The organism is Sphingopyxis sp., from assembly GCF_050916055.1.
Taxonomy (GTDB): Bacteria; Pseudomonadota; Alphaproteobacteria; order Sphingomonadales; family Sphingomonadaceae; genus Sphingopyxis.
Genome location: NZ_CP051527.1, coordinates 3,313,608 through 3,333,856, shown reverse-complemented (window position 1 = coordinate 3,333,856; position 20,249 = coordinate 3,313,608). Strand labels below are relative to the sequence as shown.

The window sequence follows — 20,249 nt, the reverse complement described above, 5'->3', positions numbered from 1 at the left end:
CGTTCTTCCTGTCATTGCGAGGGCAGCGAAGCAATCCAGGGTTGCGTAAACCGCTCTGGATTGCTTCGCTGCGCTCGCAATGACACATGATTTGGAAACACGCGCACCGCCGCCCGCCGACTGGCCGGCGCAGCTCCTCGCCTTCTGGTTCGATGCGCACGGCATGGACGACTGGTATGGCGGCGGCAGCGATTTCGACGATGCCGTCCGCAATCTTGCTGGCGATTGGCACGCGGCACTCCGGTCGCAGCCCGCCGACGCCTTTCTGACCGATCCCGACACCGCACTGGCCGCCGCAATCCTGTTCGACCAGGTGCCGCGCAATATCTTTCGCGGATCGGCCGACGCCTTTGCGACCGACGACCTCGCCCGCGCCATCGCACGCGGCATTGTTGCCAAGGGCTGGGACCGGGACTGGCCCGACGAGCGGCGGCAGTTCGCCTATCTGCCGTTCGAACATAGCGAGGATATCGCCGACCAGCGCGAATCGCTGCGCCTGATGAGCCAGCTCGCCGATCCGCTGTTCCACGATTATGCGCAAAAGCATTTCGCCATGATCGACCGCTTCGGCCGCTTCCCGCACCGCAATGCCGTCCTCGGCCGCACGACGCGCCCCGAGGAGGAAGCCGCGGTGGAGGAAGGCAAAAATTGGTGATAGGGCAGCGCGACCATCCCAGCGGAGCGCGACCATGGCCGACTTTACCGACACGCTGACCGACAAGCATATCGCCTTCATCGAAAAACAGCCGGTCTTCTTCACCGCGACCGCCGCCGCCGATGCGCGGATCAACCTGTCGCCAAAGGGCTATGCCGACAGTTTCCGCGTCCTGTCGGAAAATCAGGTCGCCTATCTCGACCTCGGCGGATCGGGGAACGAAACCCACGCGCATCTCGCCGCCGACGGCCGGATCACGATCATGTTCTGCGCCTTCGACCGCAGCGCGCTGATCCTGCGCATCTATGGCCGCGGCCGCGCCGTGCTGCCGCAGGATGCCGACTGGGACGCGGTTGCGGCGCATTTCACGCTGCTCCCCGGCACGCGGCAGATTTTCGTGATCGAAATCGACAGCGTGCAGACGAGCTGCGGCTGGGGGGTGCCGATGATGGAACTCGGCCACGAGCGCGACACGCTGCAGAAATATCACCGCCAGGCCGACCCGGTGCTGTGGGTCGAAAAGACGCAGCGACGCACCAAGAGTATCGACGGGTTGCCGACGCGTCCGACCGACCGCTTCATTGCCGGCGACGCCGCCTGATGGCGCTGGTCGAGCTGCTAAGGATGCCGAGCGGTGCCGAGGCCGAACTGCTGCGCGGTCGCCTTGAAAGCGCCGGCGTCCACGCGGTGTGCTTCGATGCGGGCATGAATATCGCCGACAGCGTCGGGCTCGCGATCCCGGTCCGCCTGATGGTGCTCGACGAGGATCTGGCCGAGGCGAAGGCGCTGCTGGCCGAGTTCGGTGCGGGCTAGACGCAACCCTGCCGCTTGCCGTTCGTCCTGACCCTGTACAAAGCACAGACAGAAAGCCGTCGCTCTCCCCCATGATCAAGGTCGCCAGTTACAATATGCGCAAGGGCATCGGGCTCGATCGCCGCCGCGATCCCGGCCGGGTGCTGTCGGTGCTCGGCGAACTCGACGCCGACATCGTCGCGCTGCAGGAGGCCGACCGCCGCTTCGGCACCCGCGCCAGCGCGATTCCCCCGCATATGTTCGACGAGCATAGCGATTATGTTCCCGTCACCCTCGACAACCGGCCGCACAGCATCGGCTGGCACGGCAATGCCCTGCTCGTGCGCAAGGGGGCCGAGGTCGAGGAAAGCCATGCGCTGCACCTGCCGACGCTCGAGCCGCGCGGCGCCGTCGCGGCGACGATCCGCATCGGCGACACGCGGCTCCGCGTCGTCGGCATGCACCTCGACATTTCGGGGCTGCGGCGCCGGCAGCAGGCGCGCGCGATCCTGAACCATGTCGCGGCGGGCGAGGCGCTGCCGACGATCCTGATGGGCGACTGCAACGAATGGCGCGCCCGCGGCGGCTGCCTCCACGATTTCGGCGAACATCATCCGATGGTCGAAACCGGCCACAGCTTCCACAGCCGCCGCCCGGTCGCCCGGCTTGACCGCATCTTTGCGACCCCAGACCTGACCCCGGTCGAGGCGGGGGTGCATCAAAGCGCGCTCGCGGCGCGCGCGTCGGACCATCTGCCGATCTGGGCGCGCTTCACCAAGGCGGGGTGAGGCGGCGGCGGCCCGGAATCCCGACCCTAGTCGAACACCGACCAGCCCGCGGCATAGGCGAAATGTTCGAGCGCGATGGCGCCGGCGAGCGACGTCCCCGCCTCATTCAGCCCCGGCGACCACACCGCGATCGCCCCCTGCCCCGGCGCGATGCACAGGATGCCGCCGCCGACCCCGCTCTTGCCGGGCAGGCCGACGCGAAAGGCGAACTCGCCCGAATTGTCATAATGGCCGCACAGCATCATGATCGCGTTGATACGCCGCGCGCGGTGCGGGTCGACGAGCTGTTCGCCGGTGAGCGGGTCGCGCCCCTCCATCGCCAGGAACAGCCCGGCGCGCGCCAATTGGCGGCACGACATGGCGATGGCGCACTGGCGAAAATAGACGCCGACGACGGTTTCCACCGGATGGCGCAGGTTGCCGAAGGCGTCCATGAAATAGGCGAGGCTGCGGTTGCGGGCGCCGGTCCGCGCTTCGGAAGCGGCGACGTCGAGGTCGATCTCGACCCCCGGGTCGCCGGCGCGGGCGCGCATGAAGGCGAGGATTTCGTCGGCCACCGCATCGCCGTCGCGGCCGTCGATCAGCCGGTCGGTGGTGGCGATCGCCCCGGCGTTGATCAGCGGGTTGCGCGGAATGCCCTGCTCGCTTTCGAGCTGGACGACCGAGTTGAACGCGCTGCCCGACGGTTCGCGGCCGACGCTGGTCCACAGGTCGCTGCCGATGCGGCGCAGCGCCAGCGCGAGGGTGAAGACCTTCGACACCGACTGGATCGAAAAGGGCGTGTCGGCGTCGCCCTCGACGTGCAGCGTGCCGTCGGGGAGCGCCAGCGCCATGCCGAACTGCATCGGATCGACCGCGGCGAGCGCCGGGATATAGTCGGCGACCTTGCCGTCGCGGCGGTGCGGCAGGGCGACGGCATAGGCTTCGGCGAGGCAGCGGGCGAGGTCGGTCATCCCGTTTCCCTATCAACTTCACGCTGGAATGCATGTATTTTCATTTTCGCGCAAATATTGTATAGATTGGAAATCATCAGCGCGACTCGGGAGAAACAGTCATGGTCGATCATCCACGCGGCAAGGGGCTGTCGAGCGCCGTCAGCTATCTCGATCCGAAAGCGGCGTACCGCTGGCTTGAGGAGGCGTTCGGGTTCGAACCTTTGTTCGCGCTGATCGACGCCGACGGCAATCTGGCGCACAGCGAGATGGGCTATGGCGACGGCGTCGTGATGGTCGGCAGCGAATGGTCGGACGATCACAAGAGCCCGAAATCGATTGGCGGCAAAAATACCCAGACGGTGCACGTCCAGCTCGCCGCCGGCGACGATATCGACGGGCATTGCGAAGCGGCCCGCGCCGCAGGCGCCGCGATCCTGATGGAGCCCGAAACGCAATTTTATGGCGACCGCACCTACCGCGCCCGCGATCCCGAGGGGCATATCTGGACCTTCGGCGTGACCGTCGAGGCCAAAACCGCCGCCGAATGGGACGCCGAGGGCGGCTTTACGACCAAGACCCGGCTCGACGATTGAGCGCGGCCATCGACCGCACCCTCGCCGCGCTCGCCGATCCCCGGCGGCGGCGCGCGGTCGAACTGCTCGGCGGGCGCCCGCACAGCGCGGGCGAACTCGCCGCCGCGCTCGGCCTCGCGCCGCCGGCGATGAGCCGCCACCTGCGCGCGCTGAAGGAGGGCGGGCTGGTCGAGGACAGCTATCTGACCTTCGACGCGCGGGTGCGCGTCTATCGGCTGAAGGACGGCGCGACCGCCGAACTGAAGCAATGGCTCGTCGCGACCGAGGCGTTGTGGTCGGACCAGCTCGCGGCGTTCAAGCGCCATGTCGAGGGCAGCGAATGAGCGCGCCGCGATGACGGCGGCGGTGATCGTCGCGCTGCGCGTCGCCGCGACCCCGGCGCGCGCGTTCGAGGTCTTCACCCGCGACATCGGCCGCTGGTGGCAGAGCCATGCTTTGTTCGAACTGTCGCGGCGCGGCGACGGGGCGCTGCGCTTCGACCCCGCCGGCCCCGGCGGGCGGCTGGTCACGCGCTTCGCCGACGGCGATGAGTGGGAAATCGGCGCGGTGCGCCACTGGGAACCCGGCGAACGGCTGGCCTTCGCGTGGCGGCTACCGAGCTTCGCGCCCGAGCAGACGACCGAGGTCGAGGTGCGCTTCGAAGCGGTCGGCGCCGAAACACGGGTGACCGTCGAGCATCGCGGCTGGGACGGTATCCCGCAAGGCCATGTCGCGCGCCACGGGTTCGAGCTGATGCTGTTCCAGCGCCGGCTGGGCGAGCATTGGCGGCGGCAGCTGGCGGCGATGCGCGACCGGCCGGGCGCGCCCGGTCAATAGCCGAGCGTCGCCTCCAGAAACCAGATGCGCTGCTGCGTTTCGTCGGCCCAGCCGTCGACCAGACCGCTGGTCGCGATGTCGCCATCGGCCTCGGCCGCCGCCTTCACATCCTTGAGCTGGCCGAGCAGCGTCTTGTTGTCGTCGGCCAGCGCGCGGATCATCGCTTCGGCATCGACCTTTTCGGCGTCGTCGTCCTTGATCGAAGTGCGGCGGCCGACATCGCCGATCGAGCGCAGCGTTGCGGCGCCATTCTTGCGCACCCGTTCGGCGATCAGGTCGGTCGTCGCGAAAATCTGCGCCGCCTGTTCGTCGAACAGCAGGTGCAGGTCGCGGAAGCGCGGGCCCTGGACGTGCCAGTGATAGTTTTTGGTTTTGAGATAGAGCGCGAAGCTGTCGGCGAGCAGCAGGTTGAGCGCATCGGCGACGGCGGGCTGGTTTTTCTGGGACATCGGAATATCCTTTCTGTTGCCCACCGCATATAGGCGCACGCCGCGCAAAATGCGCGCGCAGGCTTTCGGTGGCTATCATCGAAAAAATCGATCAGGCGGCGGCGTTCGCCGCGCCGCAGCTACAGGCCGAACGCGGCCATCGCGGTGCGCAGCCCCCAGCCCGCGAGCACGGCGGCGCTGAGCCAACGCAGGATCCGCATCACCGGGTGCGCGGCCAGCGCGGGGCCGAAGGCGAGAAAGGGGAGCAAGGCGATCGTCCAGCCGACGAAGCCGCCCGCCGCGGCCCAATGGCCCGCACCGCTCGTCGCCGCGAGGGCGCCGATCAGGAAATGGCTGCGGTCGCCGAGCTGTTCGATCAGCATCCGCCCGGCGAGCAGCGGCAATGGCAGCGCGGCGAGCGTATCGCCGCGGCCGGGCCGCCAGCGCCACAGCAGCGCCGCCGCGGCGGTGAGCAGGGCAAAGGCGACGAGCAGCGCGACGACGCCCTGCCCGATCATCCGGTTGGCGACCGCCCCGGCGATCGCGGCGACCAGCGCATTGGCGGCAAAGCCGGCGAAGGCGATCAGGACGACGGCGCGGCGGTCGGTGCGCTGCGCCAGCAGCGCGGCCAGCGCCAGCCCGCTGCGGCCGTCGGCGTTGGCGAGCAGCACCGCCACGAGGGCGAGCATGATGGCATCCATCGGGGTGTCAGTGTCCCAGGCGCATCGCGACCGACGCCAGCCATGCTTCGTGTGCGGCGGCGGGCAGCGGGCCGTGCGGGGCGCCCGCGGCATCGCTCATCGCGTCGAGGTAGGTCAGGATCGCGGCGCGATAGCCCCCCGCCGCGACCGCCGATTCGAGCCGGCTGGCGAGCGATTCGACCGCCGAGAAACCATTATCGCGGGCGAGGATGCGAATATCGTCGATGCCCTGGACGATCTGCGCCAGGCCGCAATGCGGCAGCGCCTCGGCGAGCGCGCCGATCTGGCCGGTGATCCGGTTTTGCATGTCCTCGAACGGATTGGCCTGGCTCTGCATCGTCCACCCCCATGTGATCGAGGGGAGAGCATGCGCCCGTTTGGTTAATGGGTGGTTAGCGACGGCTCAGCGATGAAAGCGCGGGCCGTCCTGCCCCTGTTTGCATCGGTACATGTCGCGGTCGGCCTCGGCCAATATGTCCGATTCGGTCATGTCGGTCTGCAACATCGCGACCCCGAAACAGGCCGACAGCCCGATCTCGTGGTTGTCATAAATCGCCGGCGCCGCGCTCAACACTTCGCACAGCCGGGTGACCTGCGTCCGCGCGCCGGCTTCGCTCGACTGGTCGAGGATCAGTCCGAACTCGTCGCCGCCGATGCGCGCTGCGACGTCGGTCGAGCGGATCGACGCCGCCAGCCGGCGGGCCACCTCCATCAGCGCGAAATCGCCCGCGGCGTGGCCGAAGCTGTCGTTGATAAATTTGAGCTGGTTCACGTCGATGAACACCACCGCGGCGGTTTCGGCATGGCGCGCGAAGCGCGCGAGCCGCTGGTGGATCGCGGTCAGGAAATAGCGGCGGTTGAACAGCGGGGTCAGCGTATCGCGTTCGGACACCCGCTCCAGTTCGGCCACCGCGATCTTCAGCACCCGGTTTTCGCGGCGCAACGCGTCGCGTTCGCGGCGCAATTCGCGCAGTTGATCCTCGATGGAATCGACGGGCACGACGCCGAACTGATCGACCGCGATCCGTGCCCCTCCTACGCTGTCCATCCACTATCCCCGGTGCGAACCCATTGCCGCCGGCCCGATGCCGACGCGTTTGATGGCGGGGACGTTAGTCGCCACATGATACCAATCGGTAAACGCGCCGCTTTCCATCGGGCGGCGTTGCCCGCATGCGGACGAGCGGCTAGGGGAAAGGCGGGCGGCGATTCATCGCCGGACGGACCGGGACAGACCGGCGCAGGAGACAGGGCGATGGGCGACAGCGCGCCGCAGGCCGCATTGAGCGTTGGGGTGAGCGTGGGGGTCATCATGGGCAGCCAGTCGGACTGGCCGACGATGGCGCACGCGGTCCAGATCCTCGAACAATTCGGCATCGCGCACGAAGTCCGCATCGTGTCGGCGCACCGCACCCCCGACCGGCTGGTCGATTATGCCAAAGGCGCGGCGGGCCGCGGCCTGAAAGCGATCATCGCCGGCGCCGGCGGCGCCGCGCACCTGCCCGGCATGGTCGCGTCGATGACGCGCGTCCCGGTGCTCGGCGTGCCGGTCGAATCGGCGGCGCTGCGCGGCGTCGACAGCCTTTATTCGATCGTCCAGATGCCCGGCGGGGTGCCGGTGGCGACCTTTGCGATCGGCAAGGCGGGGGCGACCAATGCCGGGCTGTTCGCCGCGGCGCTGCTGGCGAACGACGATACCGATCTGGCGCAGAAACTCGACGCCTGGCGCGACGCGCAGACCGACGCCGTCGCCCCCATCCCTGTGCGCGAGGGCTGATCGCCTTGCTGGCACCGGGTTCGACGATCGGCATCTTGGGCGGCGGCCAGCTTGGCCGCATGCTCGGCGTCGCCGCGGCACAGCTTGGCTACCAGATCCAGATCTATGCCCCCGACCGCGAAAGCGTCGCGGCGCAGGTCGCGGCGCATCATGTCCAGGCGGCGTGGGACGACGAACCGCGCCTCGCCGCCTTTGCCGCGGCGTGCGACGCGGTGACGATCGAGTTCGAAAATGTCCCGGTCGACACGGTGCGCTTCCTGTCGGGGCATGTCGCGGTGCGCCCCGGCGCGCAGGCGCTGGAAATCGCGCAGGACCGGTTGACCGAAAAACGCTTCGTTACGGACCTTGGCGGGCGCCCCGCCCCCTTCGCTGCGGTTCCGGGCCGCGCCGCGCTCGACGCCGCGATCGCCGCCATCGGCGCCCCCGCGATCCTGAAAACGCTGCGCATGGGTTATGACGGCAAGGGACAGGCGCGCCTCGCCACCGACGCCGACGCCGACGCCGCGTGGGACGCGATCGACCGCCACGCCGCGATCCTCGAAGGCTTCGTCACCTTCGCGCACGAATTTTCGGTGCTGCTGGTGCGCGGCATCGACGGCGAGACGCGCTTCTGGGACAGCAGCGTCAACGTCCATGCGCACGGCATCCTCGCGACGTCGATGCTGCCGCCGCCGCAAATCATCCTCGACCAGCAGGACGAAGCGCGCGGCCTGATGGCGCGCATCGCCGACGACCTCGATTATGTCGGGGTGCTCACCGGCGAATTCTTCGCCACGGACGACGGCCCGATATTCAACGAGATGGCGCCGCGCGTCCACAACAGCGGCCACTGGACGATCGAGGGCGCGGTGACGAGCCAGTTCGAAAACCACATTCGCGCCGTCGCCGGGCTGCCGCTCGGCAGCACCGCGACCACCGCGCTGCCCGTCACCATGCGCAACCTGATCGGCGCCGACATCGGCGACGTCCCCGCGCTGCTCGCCGACGACCGCGCCCATGTCCATCATTACGGCAAGACCGAGGTGCGCTCCGGCCGCAAGCTCGGCCACGCAACCTGGATCGGCGCAGACCCCGCATGAACCACCCCGAAATCACCCTGATCCTGGCGCGCGCCACCAATGGCGTGATCGGCGCCGACGGCAGCATGCCGTGGCACCTGCCCGCCGACCTGCGCCGCTTCAAGCGGCTGACGATGGGGCGCCCGATGATCATGGGGCGCAAGACCTTCGACAGCCTGCCCGCGGTGCTCGAAGGGCGGCGCCATATCGTCCTGACCCGCGATCCCGAGTGGCAGGACGAGGGCGCCGAGGTCGCGCGCAGCGTCGACGATGCGCTGAAGCTCGCCAACGCGCCGCATGTGATGGTGATCGGCGGCGCCGAAATCTATCGCCTGTTCCTGCCGCTCGCCGACCGCATCGAACTGACCGAGGTGGCGCTCGCGCCCGCGGGCGACGCGGTGATCGACTATCCCGCGCCCGCCGACTGGCGCGAAGTCGCGCGCGAAGACCATGGCGCCGACGAGGCGGGGCGCCCGGCGTACAGCTTCGTCACCCTGGCAAGGAATTAGAAATGCGTCGCTGGTTGATCGGCCTGCTGCTCGTCGTCGCCCTCGCCGCGCTCGCGTTCTTCGCGCTCGCCCCCGGCTTCATCGAGCGCGGGATGAACCAGATCGACGGCAAGCCGCTGCCCGTGGTCGGCGACCGCGCAAAGGCGCTGCACGCGACGCTGACCATCGTCGATCTGCACAGCGACACCCTGCTGTGGAAACGCAGCATCCTCGACCGCGCCGACCGCGGCCATATGGACCTGCCGCGGCTCGCCGACGGCAACGTCGCGCTGCAAGTGCTCGCCAGCACGACCAAGTCGCCGAAGGGGCAGAATTACGACGCGAACGGCGGCGACAGCGACAATATCACCGCGCTGACGATCGCGCAGTTGCAGCCGGTGCGGACGTGGGGCTCGCTGCTCGAACGCTCGCTGTGGCATGCGGCGAAGCTGCACCGCGCGGTCGCGGCGTCGAACGACGCGCTGCGCGCCGTCGCCTCCCCCGAAGACCTTACCGCGCTGCTCGCGGCGCGGCGCGGCAAAGCGCCGCCGGTCGGCGCGCTGCTCAGCATCGAGGGGCTGCACAATCTGGAAGGCGACGTCGCCAATCTCGACCGCCTTTACGCCGCGGGGTTCCGCATGGCGGGGCTCACCCATTTCTTCGACAACGACCTCGCCGGGTCGATGCACGGGCTGAAAAAGGGCGGGCTGACGGCGATGGGGCGACAGGTCGTCACGCGGATGGAGGCGAAGGGGATGATCGTCGACATCGCGCATTGCTCGAACGCCTGCGTCGCCGACATCCTGACAATGGCGCGCCGCCCGGTGGTCTCGAGCCATGGCGGGGTGCAGGCGACGTGCAAGGTCAACCGCAACCTCAACGACGAACAGATTCGCGGGGTTGCCGCGACCGGCGGGCTGGTCGGCGTCGGTTATTGGGACGCCGCGGTGTGCGACACTTCGCCCGCGAGCATCGCCAGGGCGATGAAGCATGTCCGCGACCTCGTCGGCATTCAGCATGTCGCGCTCGGCAGCGATTATGACGGCGCGACCACGGTGCGCTTCGACACCGCGAAACTGGTGCAGGTGACGCAGGCGCTGATCGACGCCGGCTTTTCCGACGCCGAGATTCGCGCCGCGATGGGCGGCAACGCGGTCCGCGTGCTCGGCGCCGGGCTGGTCCCGCTGACCCCGCCCCCCTCGATTTCGGCGCCGTGATCCGCCTCGACGGCCACCAGCGTATCGAAGAGCCCCTGCGCGGCGGGGTGATCGCGCTCGGCAATTTCGATGGCTTTCATGCCGGGCATCAGGCGGTCGTCGGCCGCGCCGTGCGCCATGCGCGCGACGAAGGCCGCCCGGCGATCGTCGCGACCTTCGACCCGCATCCGGTGCGTTTTTTCAAGCCCGACATCGCGCCGTTCCGCCTCACGACGCTCGACCAGCGGCAGGAATTGTTCGCCGCCGCGGGCGCCGATGCGATGCTCGTTCTCCCCTTCGACGCCGCGCTCGCGGGGACGAGCGCCGAGGATTTCATCGCCGACCTGCTGCTCGCGCGCTACGGCGCCGCCGGGGTCGTCACCGGCGCCGACTTCGTCTTCGGCAAGGGCCGCGGCGGCGATGTCGTCACCCTCGCCGACCATGCCCGCCGCCGCGGCTTCTTCACCGAAATGGTGTCGCCGGTCGACGACGCCGACGAGGTGATCTCGTCCAGCCGCATCCGCGACGCGCTGCAGGCGGGGGATTGCAAGACCGCCGCGCGCCTGCTCACCCGCCCCTTCACGGTGCGCGGGCGGGTCCAGCACGGCGACAAGAACGGCCGTCTGCTGGGCTTTCCGACCGCGAATATCGATATGGGCACGTACCTGCGCCCGCTATACGGCATCTATGCGGTGACCGGCCGCCTGCCCGACGGGCGCGTGCTGAAGGGCGCCGCGAACCTCGGCATCCGCCCCAGCTTCGATCCGCCGAAGGAATTGCTCGAACCGCATTTCTTCGATTTTGCCGAAGATCTTTACGGGCAGGACATCGACGTCGCCTTCCACGCCTTCATCCGCGCCGAGGCGAAATATGACGGCATGGACGCACTGATGGCGCAGATCGCCAAGGATTGCGATGCGGCGAAGGCGCTGCTCGCCACCATCTAAATCCTCTCCCCTTGCGGGAGAGGGCAGTGAGACTTGCGAGCTTGCTCGCTAGTCGCAACGGGAGAGGGGGCAGCGCCCCATCGCTACGGCGCAGCCCCCTCTCCCAGCTTCAGCTAGGCAGCAAGCTGCCAAGCTTGCGCAACCCTCTCCCGCAGGGGGAGAGGGAGTGGGGGACAAAATGACCGACACCGACTGGGCCACCGCCCTCGAACCCCCGCCCAAAAAGCCGATGCGGCGCGCCACCAAGATCGCGCTGTGGGTCTTCGCCGCGCTCATTGCCTGGCTGACCCTCAGCAACGCCAGCTTCCTCGCCCCGTCGCCCGAAGGCAAACCCCGGCTGATCGCACACCGCGGCGTCTATCACCTCTACGACAAGCGCGCCGCCTTTGGCCGCGACACCTGCACCGCCGCGCACGCCTATCCGCCCGACCATGAGGTGTTCGAAAACACCCCCGAATCGATGCGCTGGGCGGTCGGGCTCGGCGCCAACATGGTCGAGGTCGATGTCGCGCCGACCAAGGACGGCAAGATGGTGCTGTTCCACGACTGGACCGTCGATTGCCGCACCGACGGCAAAGGCGCCACCCGCGACCTGACATTGGCTGAGCTGAAAGCGCTCGACATCGGTCACGGCTACACCGCCGACGGCGGCCAGACCTTCCCCTTGCGCGGCAAGGGCGTGGGCAAAATGCCGACGGTCGAGGAAGGGCTGGCGGCGCTGCCCGTCCACCCGATCCTGTTCAACTTCAAATCGAAGCAGCCGCGCGAGGCCGACCAGCTGTTCGCTATCCTGCAAGCCGCGGGCCGCGACAGCCAGAAACTCGGCGACGCCTTTTACGGTCACGAACGTCCGGTGAAACGGATGCGCGAACTGCTGCCCGACAACTGGTCGTTCGACCTCAAGACCGAAGGTAAGGCCTGCACCAAGGACTACGTGACCTACGGCTGGACCGGCATTATTCCCGCCAGCTGCCGGAACCGCGTGCTCGCGATCCCGATCAATTACCAATGGGCCTTCTGGGGCTGGCCCGACCGCCTGATCCAGCGGATGGACAGCGTCGGCGCGCGGGTGATCGTCTTCGGCCCCTATGAACGCGGCAAATCGAACGAAGGCCTCTCGACCCCACAGCAACTCGCGAAAATTCCGGCGAGCTTCAACGGCTATATCTGGGTCGAAGACATCCGCGCCGTGGGACCGGCGCTGCGGCCGCGGCAGAAGTGACTCTCCCCTCTCCCGTCGGGAGAGGGTTGCGAAAGCTTGGCAGCTCGCTGCCTAGCTGAAGCTGGGTGAGGGGATCACCGTTCCGACCGCGCACCCTCACCCGCTGCGACTAGCCAGCAAGCTGGCAAGTCTCGCCGCCCTCTCCCGGCGGGAGAGGGAGAGAGGTTTGCTCCCCCGCAAAACTGCGCTAAGCGCCCGCACCATGACCGACACGCCCGCCCCCGCCGAACCGCGCGATTATCGCGACACCGTCTTCCTGCCCAAGACCGACTTCCCGATGAAGGCCGGCCTGCCGCAGAAGGAGCCGCTGATTCTCGCCAAATGGCTCGAAGGCAATCTTGAGGGCCAGATCCGCGCCGCGCGCGCCGGGCGCGAGCAGTTCATCCTCCACGACGGCCCGCCCTACGCCAATGGCGACATGCACATCGGCCATGCGCTCAACCATATCCTGAAGGACATGGTCGTCCGCACCCAGACGCTGAAGGGCAAGGACGCGCCTTACGTCCCCGGCTGGGACTGCCACGGCCTGCCGATCGAGTGGAAGGTCGAGGAGCAATATCGCAAGAAAAAGCTCAACAAGGACGAGGTGCCGGTCGAGGAATTCCGCGCCGAATGCCGCGCCTATGCGCAGCATTGGGTCGACACCCAGCGCGAGCAATTGAAGCGCCTCGGCATCGGCGGCGACTGGGACCATCCCTATCTGACGATGGATTATGAGGCCGAAGCGACGATCGTCCGCGAGCTGCTGAAATTCGCAGCGAACGACATGCTCTATCGCGGCGCCAAGCCGGTGATGTGGTCACCGGTCGAAAAGACCGCGCTCGCCGAGGCCGAGATCGAATATGAGGATATCGTCTCGACCCAGATCGACGTCGCGTTCGAGATCGTCGAGGCACCGAATGCCCCGGGATTGGTCGGCGCAAAGGCTGTCATCTGGACGACCACCCCGTGGACGATCCCGGTAAACCAAGCGTTGGCCTATGGGCCGGATATTACATATGTCATGGCTCCGTCCGATGAAGGCATGCTGATCATTGCCGAGCCGCTATTTGAAGAATTTCAAAAGAGGCGTTTTGGGCAGTTCGGTCTGCAAGCTATGGGTCGCTTCAAAGGCTCCGACCTCGCGGGCGCTATCGCCCGCCACCCGATGCACGCGCTCGGCGGCTTTTTCGCGCGCCCGCGCCCTTTCCTCGCGGGCGATTTCGTCACCACCGACAGCGGCACCGGGCTCGTCCATATGTCGCCCGACCATGGCGAGGACGACTTCGACCTGTGCAAGGCGAACGGCATCGACCCCGTGTTCGCGGTCGAGGGCGACGGAAAATATCGCGCCGACTGGGCGTGGCTCGGCGGTCAGGGCAGCGTCATCAACCCCAAATTCAACGCCCCCGACGGCCCGATTTGCGCCGACCTGCGCGACGCCGGCGGGCTGCTCGCGGCCAGCGCCGACTACAAGCACAGCTATCCGCACAGCTGGCGCTCGAAGGCGAAGGTCATCTATCGCTGCACCCCGCAATGGTTCGTGCCGATGGACAAGCCATTCACCCCCTCTCCCCTTGCGGGAGAGGGTGGCCCGCAGGGCCGGGAGTGGGGTCGCGTCGCGTCTGCGACGCAGGAGACTTCCGACGGTGCAGCTCATTCTCATGGCGCGCAGACGCGCGCCGCCCCCCCTCCCCAACCCTCCCCCGCCGGGGGGGAGGGAGATACGCTGCGGGAAACCGCCATGGCCGCGATCGACGCCACCCGCTTCGTCCCCGAAAAGGGCCGCAACCGCATCGGGTCGATGGTCAAGGACCGCCCCGACTGGGTGCTCAGCCGCCAGCGCGCATGGGGCGTGCCGATCACCCTCTTCGTCGACCGCAAGACCGGCCAGTATCTGAACGACCCGCAAGTCAACGACCGCATCGTCGCGGCAGTAAGGGCGGGCGGAGTCGACGCGTGGAGCGACGCGCGCTCGCAGGAATATCTGGGCGATCAATATGACGCCGCCGATTACGAACGCATCGTCGACATCCTCGACGTCTGGTTCGATTCGGGCTGCACCCACGCCTTCGTGCTCGAAAGCGGCCGCTGGCCCGCGCTCGTCCGCCACGACGGCGCCACCCACAGCGCCGACCTCTATCTGGAGGGCAGCGACCAGCATCGCGGCTGGTTCCAGTCGTCGTTGCTCGAAAGTTGCGGCACCCGCGGCCAGGCGCCGTACAAGGCGGTGCTCACCCACGGCTTCACGATGGACGCCAAGGGCCTGAAAATGTCGAAGTCGGTCGGCAACACGATCAGCCCGATCGACCTGATGCGCGACTATGGCGCCGACATATTGCGCCTGTGGGCGCTGTCGGTCGACTTCACCGAAGACCACCGCATCGGCAAGGAAATCCTGACCGGAGTCGCCGACCAGTATCGCAAGCTGCGCAACAGCTTCCGCTATCTGCTCGGCGCCTTGGAAGGCTTCAGCGAGGACGAACGCGTCACCGACGTCGCGGCGATGCCCGAGCTCGAGCGCTACATGCTCTCGCTCCTCGCCGATCTCGACGCGAAGATGGCGCGCGCGGTCGAGGATTTCGACTTCAACAGCTACACGCGGTTGCTCAGCGATTTCTGCAACGAAGATTTGTCGGCCTTCTATTTCGACATCCGCAAGGACCGCCTCTATTGCGACATCAATGTCGCGACCGGGGTTCAGACCGCCGAGCGCGCCGCGTACCGCACCGTGCTCGATACGCTGTTCCACGCTTTGGTGCGCTACGCCGCCCCGGTGCTGGTGTTCACCGCCGAGGAAGTGTGGGGGACGCGCTATCCCGATGCAGGCAGCGTGCATTTGCTGGAGTGGCCCAACCTCGACACCTTGCTGCACCCCGGCGAAGGGCTTTCAGAGGCACGTGACTCTGAAAGCGGCCCAGAGCGCGCGTCGGCCGAACCCGCCCTGGATTCCCGCCTTCGCGGGAATACGGAATTGGTCGAGAAGTGGGCGCTGATCCGCGGCTCTCGCACGCTGGTGAACGAGTTGATCGAACCGATGCGACGTGAAAAGACCATCAGGTCCAGCCTTGAAGCCGAGATCACTTATGCGGGTGATGCGGGCGATCTGGATTTGGCTGAAATCTTTATCGTCTCCGTGGTGAAGTTCGGCGACGGCCTTGCCGTCACCCGCACCGAAAACCACAAATGCGGCCGCTGCTGGCGCCACCTGCCCGAGGTCGCCGCCGACGGCGACTTGTGCAATCGCTGCGACTCGGTATTGGACGCGGCATGACTAGCACCCGCTCGCCCTATCTGCGCTTTGGCCTGTTGATCGCCGCCGCCGCCTTCCTGCTCGACCAGGTCACCAAGTGGATCGTCATCGTCCCGCTGTCGCTCGAACCGAAGCGGGTGATCGAGATTACGAGCTTCTTCAACCTGACCTGGGCCGAAAACTGCGGCATTTCGCTGTCGATGTTTTCCGACTGCAACGACACGACGCGCTGGACGCTGGTTGCGGTCACCGCGCTCGTCGCCGCCGCGGTCGCTTTCTGGATGACGCGCGAAAAGGCGCGCGGCGATGTGATCGCGCTCGCGATGATCCTCGGCGGGGCGCTCGGTAATATCGTCGATCGCGTCCGCCACGGCTATGTCGTCGATTTCGCCGACCTGCATTTCGGCGATTTCCGTCCCTTTCTGATCTTCAACGTCGCCGACGCGTGCATCACCATCGGGGTGCTTTTGCTGGTTGCGCGCGCGCTGCTCTTGGGCGAAAAGGCGCCGAAGGCAGGCGAACAGCCCGCCGCCGATCAACGGGGCGTATAGGAGAGTTTTTCAAGTGAACCGGACCACCGCCATCCTCGCCGCCGCCCTGGCCGCATCTACCCTGTCGGCCTGCGGGTCGAACAGCCTGTTCAGCCGCGACCGTCCCGACGAAATGATGGTGTCGCGCCAGGCACCGCTCGTCGTGCCGCCCGACTATGCGCTCGTCCCGCCGGCGCCGGGCACCGCGCGTCCGGGCGGCGACACCACCGCCGAACAGACGCTGCGCGCGCTCTTCGGCGGCGCCGCACCGCGCAGCGCCAGCGAAGCCGCGGTGATCGGCAGCGCCGACGGCGCCCGCGCCGACCCCGGCATCCGCAGCCAGGTCGGCAGCCCCGACACCCAGGTCGTCGACAAGGGCCTGGTCACCCGCGACATCCTGGTCGCCCCCGAAGGCGACGGCCGCGACGCCCAGGCGGCGATCCCCGGCGCCTGAGCTGGGAGCCTGATCGGGCGCCGGCGAATCGCCTGAGGCTCAGGCGAACAGCGTGCCGGTCAGCGCGATGACGCCAAGGCACAGCACCATCGCCAGCGAGGCATTGCCGAACGCGCGCCAGAAGCCGCATTTGAGGTGCTGGCGGAACCACAGGATCTGCAGCGTCCCGAACCACAGCAGCGCGAAGAGATAGAGCAACACCCCGCTCGCCTCGGACCACGGCTGGGCGTAGCGGATCAGGTTTTCCGACAGTCCCGACAACAGCGCAAAGGGCGCGGCCAGATAGCATTGGCTGTAAAAGGGCGCGCGCAGCGTATCGCGGTCGAGCTTGCGCGAGCGCGCGTGGAGCAGCCGCGCGGCGAGGAGCAGCGGAAACAGGCTGAAGGTCACGGTGCGCAGCAGGATGAGGCTGCTGTCGTCGCTGATGAAGGCCGACAGCCCGACGCGGTTGCCGACCAGCGCATTCTGACCGACCAGCCACAGCTCGATCGCATGGCCGATCGCCAGCGTCAGCAACAGGAACAGCGGCGGCGACAGCGTGTCGGTATATTGCTTTTCGGTGGCATCGCCCAGCTCGGCGTCCGAATAATCCATCATCTTCAACGGCCGCGTCAACGTCCGCCACAGCGTGACCGGATAGAAAACCAGCCACGACATGATCTCGTACAGCAACTCGTCGAGCGACTGGATGAGTTTCAGGAAATCCATTGGCTTCGCCCCTCTACGTAACGACCGTCATCCATCGCATCGCCAAGAATGTCCACAATGGCCGGATCTCGCTGTAAAGACGTGGTTTGGTGCCGCGCTTGCCCTACATTTGAATCGAAGGAGCGGCGCCATGCTGTTAATCCGTATCGACAAGCAGTTGGGAGCGCGACTTGCAGCGGTGGCGGGGCGCACGGGATGTACCAAGACGACAATCGCGCGAGATGCCATCGCGGCAAAAATAAAATATCTGGAAGAGCTGGTAGCGGCTGACGCCGCTCTGCATGATGCGTTCCGGGACGGGGGCGAACCGCTGGAGCGGATTGGAAAGGCCTTGAACCTCAAAGCTCTGCCCAAAAATGAGAGTTGAGTACGAGGCTGTTCTCTAAAACCGTTCATCCTGAGCCTGTCGAAGGGCTGTCCTTCTTCGACGCCAGAGGCGAGAACAGTGCTTCGACAAGCTCAGCACGAACGGACGAATAAGATGGAAAGTTAGTTGTCAGACTGGGGCGTCTCGACGCGATCCCACCATTGGGAGATCTGCGTTGACAGCCGAAACTTTACAATCCGTTCGTCGCTTGCATATCGCTGTCTCCATGTCGGCGACATTTTCCAAGACGCAACGCGCAGACGCGGGGGGCATAACTCTTGAAGCACAGCCGACGAAAGAAGGTACACATCAATTTCGGAAGCTTCATCGATCACAATTGCAAAATATGGTTCGCATGAAAATGAATCACAGGCCCGTACCAGTTTTTCAAAATTTTCGTTCGGAATACTAAGATAAGAGCCTTCCGTCCCCGGATTTCTTGACCGCGATTTGACAGAAATTCCCATCGGAATGGGCGATCCCGGTCTTCGAGCAATTATATCCATTCCGACATGATCGACCTTGGCGCATTCGATGCCGTGTTTGGACAGCCAATATAGAACCAGATACTCGGCAAAATCACCCGTGATTTTTGAGTGACGGGAACTCTTGTTGACCGTGGGAATCAAGCCCGCGCGCCCGCCTCTTCCACACCCGCGCTGTTGTGGCGCAGCGCCTTCAGCACGCAATCGACGATCTGCGGCGCGTTCAGCCCCGCGGCGTCATATTGCAGTTCGGGCTTGTCCTGGTCCTGGAACATGTCGGGCAGGCGCATCGTGCGCAATTTCAGCCCGGCGTCGATCAGCCCCTCGTCGCTCGCCAGCGTCAGCACATGCGCGCCGAGGCCGCCGACGCTGCCTTCCTCGACCGTCACGCACACTTCGTGGCTCGCCAGCGTCTTGCGGATCAGCTCCTCGTCGAGCGGCTTGGCGAAACGCAGGTCGATGACGCTCGTCGACAGCCCGCGTGCCTCGAGCGTATCGGCCGCCTTCAGCGCCTCGGCCAAGCGCGTCCCGAGCGAGAAGATCGCCACCGTCTTGCCGCTGCGCACGACGCGCCCCTTGCCGATTTCCAGCTTCACGGGAACCTCGGGAAGCGCCACCCCGGTGCCGTTGCCGCGCGGATAGCGGAAGGCGATCGGCCCCGCGTCATATTCGGCGGCGGTGTAGGTCATATGGACCAGCTCGGCCTCGTCGGCCGCCGCCATCACGACGAAATTGGGCAGCGTCGCCAGATAGGTGACGTCGAACGACCCGGCGTGGGTCGATCCGTCGGCGCCGACCAGCCCGGCGCGGTCGATCGCAAAGCGCACCGGCAGGTTCTGGATCGCGACGTCATGCACGACCTGATCATAGGCGCGCTGGAGGAAGGTCGAATAGATCGCGCAGAACGGCCGCATCCCCTGCGCGGCGAGGCCCGCGGCAAAGGTCACCGCATGCTGTTCGGCGATGCCGACGTCGAAGCTGCGCGTCGGATGCGCCTTGGCGAATCGGTCGACCCCGGTCCCCGACGGCATCGCGGCGGTGATCGCGACGATTCGCGGGTCGGTGTCGGCGAGCTTCGCGAGCGTCTCGCCAAAGACATTCTGATACTGCGGCGGGCCCGGCGGCGATTTCGCCTGCTCGCCGGTGATCACGTCGAACTTCTGGACGCCATGATATTTGTCGGCGGCGGCCTCGGCGGGGGCATAGCCCTTGCCCTTCATCGTCACCGCGTGGATCAGCACCGGGCCATGGTCGCTGTCGCGGACATTCTCCAGCACCGGGATCAGATGCTCCAGATTATGCCCGTCGATCGGCCCGACATAATAAAAGCCGAGTTCCTCGAACAAGGTGCCGCCCATCGCCATGCCGCGGGCATATTCGTCGGTCTTTTTCGCCGCCTTGTGCAGCGGCTCGGGCAGCTTGCGCGCCAGGCGCCGGGCGATTTCGCGCAGTTCCAGGAACGGCCGCGACGACACCAGCTTGGCCAGATAGGCGCTGAGGCCGCCGACCGGTGGCGCGATCGACATGTCGTTGTCGTTGAGGATGACGACCAGCCGGTTGCCCGCCTGCTGCGCATTGTTCATCGCCTCGTATGCCATGCCCGCCGACATCGACCCGTCGCCGATCACCGCGATCGCGCGGCCAGGCTCGCCCTTCAGCTTGTTGGCGATCGCAAAGCCCAGCGCGGCGCTGATCGAGGTCGACGAATGCGCCGCCCCGAACGGATCATACTCGCTCTCGCTGCGCTTGGTGAAGCCCGACAGCCCGCCGCCGGTGCGCAGGGTGCGGATGCGGTCGCGGCGGCCGGTGAGGATCTTGTGCGGATAGCATTGGTGTCCGACGTCCCACACCAGCTTGTCGGTGGGCGTGTCGAACACATAATGGATCGCGGTGGTCAGCTCGACCACCCCCAGCCCGCTGCCGAGGTGGCCGCCGGTGGTGCCGACGGCGCTGATCATCTCGGCGCGCAGCTCGTCGGCGAACTGGCGGAGATCTTCGGGCTTCAGCTTGCGGAGGTCGGCGGGGACATCCACCGTGTCGAGCAGCGGCGTTGACGGACGATCGGTCATCGCGCGGT

The 20,249-nt window shown here is 66.7% G+C and carries 24 protein-coding genes; 17 read left to right on the top strand and 7 right to left on the bottom strand.

The window, feature by feature from the left end; genetic code table 11:
- Window positions 1–79: 79 nt before the first annotated feature.
- The 4 genes from HEQ22_RS16320 to HEQ22_RS16305 all read left to right on the top strand — a co-directional run bounded on the left by HEQ22_RS16320 (window position 80) and on the right by HEQ22_RS16305 (window position 2,235).
- Window positions 80–655: a DUF924 family protein gene (locus HEQ22_RS16320; protein WP_432768889.1), complete on the top strand. Its 576-nt coding sequence runs from the start codon at window positions 80–82 to the stop codon at window positions 653–655.
- A gap of 34 nt (window positions 656–689) precedes the next feature.
- Window positions 690–1,256 (top strand): pyridoxamine 5'-phosphate oxidase family protein, encoded by a 567-nt coding sequence (locus HEQ22_RS16315; protein ID WP_432768888.1) that lies wholly within the window; start codon window positions 690–692, stop codon window positions 1,254–1,256.
- On the top strand, window positions 1,256–1,468 hold the full coding sequence (locus HEQ22_RS16310) for a DUF2007 domain-containing protein (RefSeq protein ID WP_432768887.1): 213 nt from the start codon (window positions 1,256–1,258) through the stop codon (window positions 1,466–1,468). Before HEQ22_RS16315 ends, HEQ22_RS16310 begins: the two co-directional genes overlap by 1 nt.
- A 71-nt stretch (window positions 1,469–1,539) precedes the next feature.
- Complete coding sequence (locus tag HEQ22_RS16305; RefSeq protein WP_432768886.1) at window positions 1,540–2,235, top strand: endonuclease/exonuclease/phosphatase family protein; 696 nt, start codon at window positions 1,540–1,542, stop codon at window positions 2,233–2,235.
- A gap of 26 nt (window positions 2,236–2,261) precedes the next feature.
- Here the strand turns inward: HEQ22_RS16305 and HEQ22_RS16300 are convergent, their stop codons facing one another.
- Complete coding sequence (locus HEQ22_RS16300) at window positions 2,262–3,188, bottom strand: glutaminase (protein ID WP_432768885.1); 927 nt, start codon at window positions 3,186–3,188, stop codon at window positions 2,262–2,264.
- Between the two features lie 101 nt (window positions 3,189–3,289).
- Between HEQ22_RS16300 and HEQ22_RS16295 the strand changes: the two genes are divergently transcribed.
- The 3 genes from HEQ22_RS16295 to HEQ22_RS16285 are packed head-to-tail and all read left to right on the top strand — an operon-like array spanning window position 3,290 to window position 4,579.
- A complete protein-coding gene (locus tag HEQ22_RS16295; RefSeq protein ID WP_432768884.1) occupies window positions 3,290–3,763 on the top strand; it encodes a VOC family protein in 474 nt (157 codons plus the stop codon).
- A complete protein-coding gene (locus HEQ22_RS16290) occupies window positions 3,760–4,086 on the top strand; it encodes an ArsR/SmtB family transcription factor (protein ID WP_432768883.1) in 327 nt (108 codons plus the stop codon). The genes HEQ22_RS16295 and HEQ22_RS16290 overlap by 4 nt, the downstream gene beginning before the upstream one ends.
- A 10-nt stretch (window positions 4,087–4,096) precedes the next feature.
- A complete protein-coding gene (locus HEQ22_RS16285; protein WP_432768882.1) occupies window positions 4,097–4,579 on the top strand; it encodes an SRPBCC domain-containing protein in 483 nt (160 codons plus the stop codon).
- Here the strand turns inward: HEQ22_RS16285 and HEQ22_RS16280 are convergent.
- The 4 genes from HEQ22_RS16280 to HEQ22_RS16265 all read right to left on the bottom strand — a co-directional run bounded on the left by HEQ22_RS16280 (window position 4,573) and on the right by HEQ22_RS16265 (window position 6,756).
- Complete coding sequence (locus HEQ22_RS16280) at window positions 4,573–5,028, bottom strand: Dps family protein (protein ID WP_432768881.1); 456 nt, start codon at window positions 5,026–5,028, stop codon at window positions 4,573–4,575. The genes HEQ22_RS16285 and HEQ22_RS16280 overlap by 7 nt on opposite strands.
- 119 nt (window positions 5,029–5,147) lie before the next feature.
- On the bottom strand, window positions 5,148–5,696 hold the full coding sequence (locus tag HEQ22_RS16275; protein ID WP_432768880.1) for a hypothetical protein: 549 nt from the start codon (window positions 5,694–5,696) through the stop codon (window positions 5,148–5,150).
- 19 nt (window positions 5,697–5,715) lie between these two features.
- On the bottom strand, window positions 5,716–6,045 hold the full coding sequence (locus HEQ22_RS16270; protein ID WP_432768879.1) for a hypothetical protein: 330 nt from the start codon (window positions 6,043–6,045) through the stop codon (window positions 5,716–5,718).
- A gap of 66 nt (window positions 6,046–6,111) precedes the next feature.
- Window positions 6,112–6,756 (bottom strand): GGDEF domain-containing protein, encoded by a 645-nt coding sequence (locus HEQ22_RS16265; RefSeq protein ID WP_432768878.1) that lies wholly within the window; start codon window positions 6,754–6,756, stop codon window positions 6,112–6,114.
- 207 nt (window positions 6,757–6,963) lie between these two features.
- Here HEQ22_RS16265 and purE point away from each other — a divergent pair, with 207 nt between their 5' ends.
- The 9 genes from purE to HEQ22_RS16220 all read left to right on the top strand — a co-directional run bounded on the left by purE (window position 6,964) and on the right by HEQ22_RS16220 (window position 16,612).
- Window positions 6,964–7,485 carry a 5-(carboxyamino)imidazole ribonucleotide mutase gene (gene purE / locus HEQ22_RS16260; protein ID WP_432768877.1) on the top strand — a complete coding sequence of 174 codons (522 nt, stop codon included), beginning with the start codon at window positions 6,964–6,966 and terminating at the stop codon, window positions 7,483–7,485.
- A complete protein-coding gene (locus HEQ22_RS16255) occupies window positions 7,485–8,564 on the top strand; it encodes a 5-(carboxyamino)imidazole ribonucleotide synthase (protein WP_432770898.1) in 1,080 nt (359 codons plus the stop codon). Before purE ends, HEQ22_RS16255 begins: the two co-directional genes overlap by 1 nt.
- Window positions 8,561–9,052 carry a dihydrofolate reductase gene (locus HEQ22_RS16250; protein ID WP_432768876.1) on the top strand — a complete coding sequence of 164 codons (492 nt, stop codon included), beginning with the start codon at window positions 8,561–8,563 and terminating at the stop codon, window positions 9,050–9,052. Before HEQ22_RS16255 ends, HEQ22_RS16250 begins: the two co-directional genes overlap by 4 nt.
- A 2-nt stretch (window positions 9,053–9,054) precedes the next feature.
- A complete protein-coding gene (locus tag HEQ22_RS16245; protein ID WP_432768875.1) occupies window positions 9,055–10,248 on the top strand; it encodes a dipeptidase in 1,194 nt (397 codons plus the stop codon).
- Window positions 10,245–11,174, top strand: a complete 930-nt coding sequence (locus HEQ22_RS16240) for a bifunctional riboflavin kinase/FAD synthetase (RefSeq protein ID WP_432768874.1) — start codon at window positions 10,245–10,247, stop codon at window positions 11,172–11,174. Before HEQ22_RS16245 ends, HEQ22_RS16240 begins: the two co-directional genes overlap by 4 nt.
- A 178-nt stretch (window positions 11,175–11,352) precedes the next feature.
- Complete coding sequence (locus tag HEQ22_RS16235) at window positions 11,353–12,396, top strand: glycerophosphodiester phosphodiesterase family protein (protein ID WP_432768873.1); 1,044 nt, start codon at window positions 11,353–11,355, stop codon at window positions 12,394–12,396.
- A gap of 202 nt (window positions 12,397–12,598) precedes the next feature.
- Entirely contained in the window at window positions 12,599–15,649 is a 3,051-nt protein-coding gene (gene ileS, locus HEQ22_RS16230) for an isoleucine--tRNA ligase (RefSeq protein WP_432768872.1), read from the top strand.
- The gene (lspA, locus tag HEQ22_RS16225) at window positions 15,646–16,179 is read left to right on the top strand and encodes a signal peptidase II (RefSeq protein ID WP_432768871.1); all 534 of its coding nucleotides are present in this window, start codon (window positions 15,646–15,648) and stop codon (window positions 16,177–16,179) included. The genes ileS and lspA overlap by 4 nt, the downstream gene beginning before the upstream one ends.
- A 13-nt stretch (window positions 16,180–16,192) precedes the next feature.
- Window positions 16,193–16,612 carry a DUF3035 domain-containing protein gene (locus HEQ22_RS16220; RefSeq protein WP_432768870.1) on the top strand — a complete coding sequence of 140 codons (420 nt, stop codon included), beginning with the start codon at window positions 16,193–16,195 and terminating at the stop codon, window positions 16,610–16,612.
- Window positions 16,613–16,651: 39 nt separating this feature from the next.
- Here HEQ22_RS16220 and HEQ22_RS16215 read toward each other — a convergent pair whose 3' ends face one another.
- On the bottom strand, window positions 16,652–17,320 hold the full coding sequence (locus HEQ22_RS16215) for a hypothetical protein (RefSeq protein WP_432768869.1): 669 nt from the start codon (window positions 17,318–17,320) through the stop codon (window positions 16,652–16,654).
- A gap of 130 nt (window positions 17,321–17,450) precedes the next feature.
- Here HEQ22_RS16215 and HEQ22_RS16210 point away from each other — a divergent pair, with 130 nt between their 5' ends.
- Entirely contained in the window at window positions 17,451–17,687 is a 237-nt protein-coding gene (locus HEQ22_RS16210; protein WP_432768868.1) for a hypothetical protein, read from the top strand.
- 625 nt (window positions 17,688–18,312) lie between these two features.
- On the opposite strand, the gene dxs is transcribed toward HEQ22_RS16210, so the two are convergent.
- The gene (gene dxs, locus HEQ22_RS16205; protein WP_432768867.1) at window positions 18,313–20,241 is read right to left on the bottom strand and encodes a 1-deoxy-D-xylulose-5-phosphate synthase; all 1,929 of its coding nucleotides are present in this window, start codon (window positions 20,239–20,241) and stop codon (window positions 18,313–18,315) included.
- Window positions 20,242–20,249: the final 8 nt, after the last annotated feature.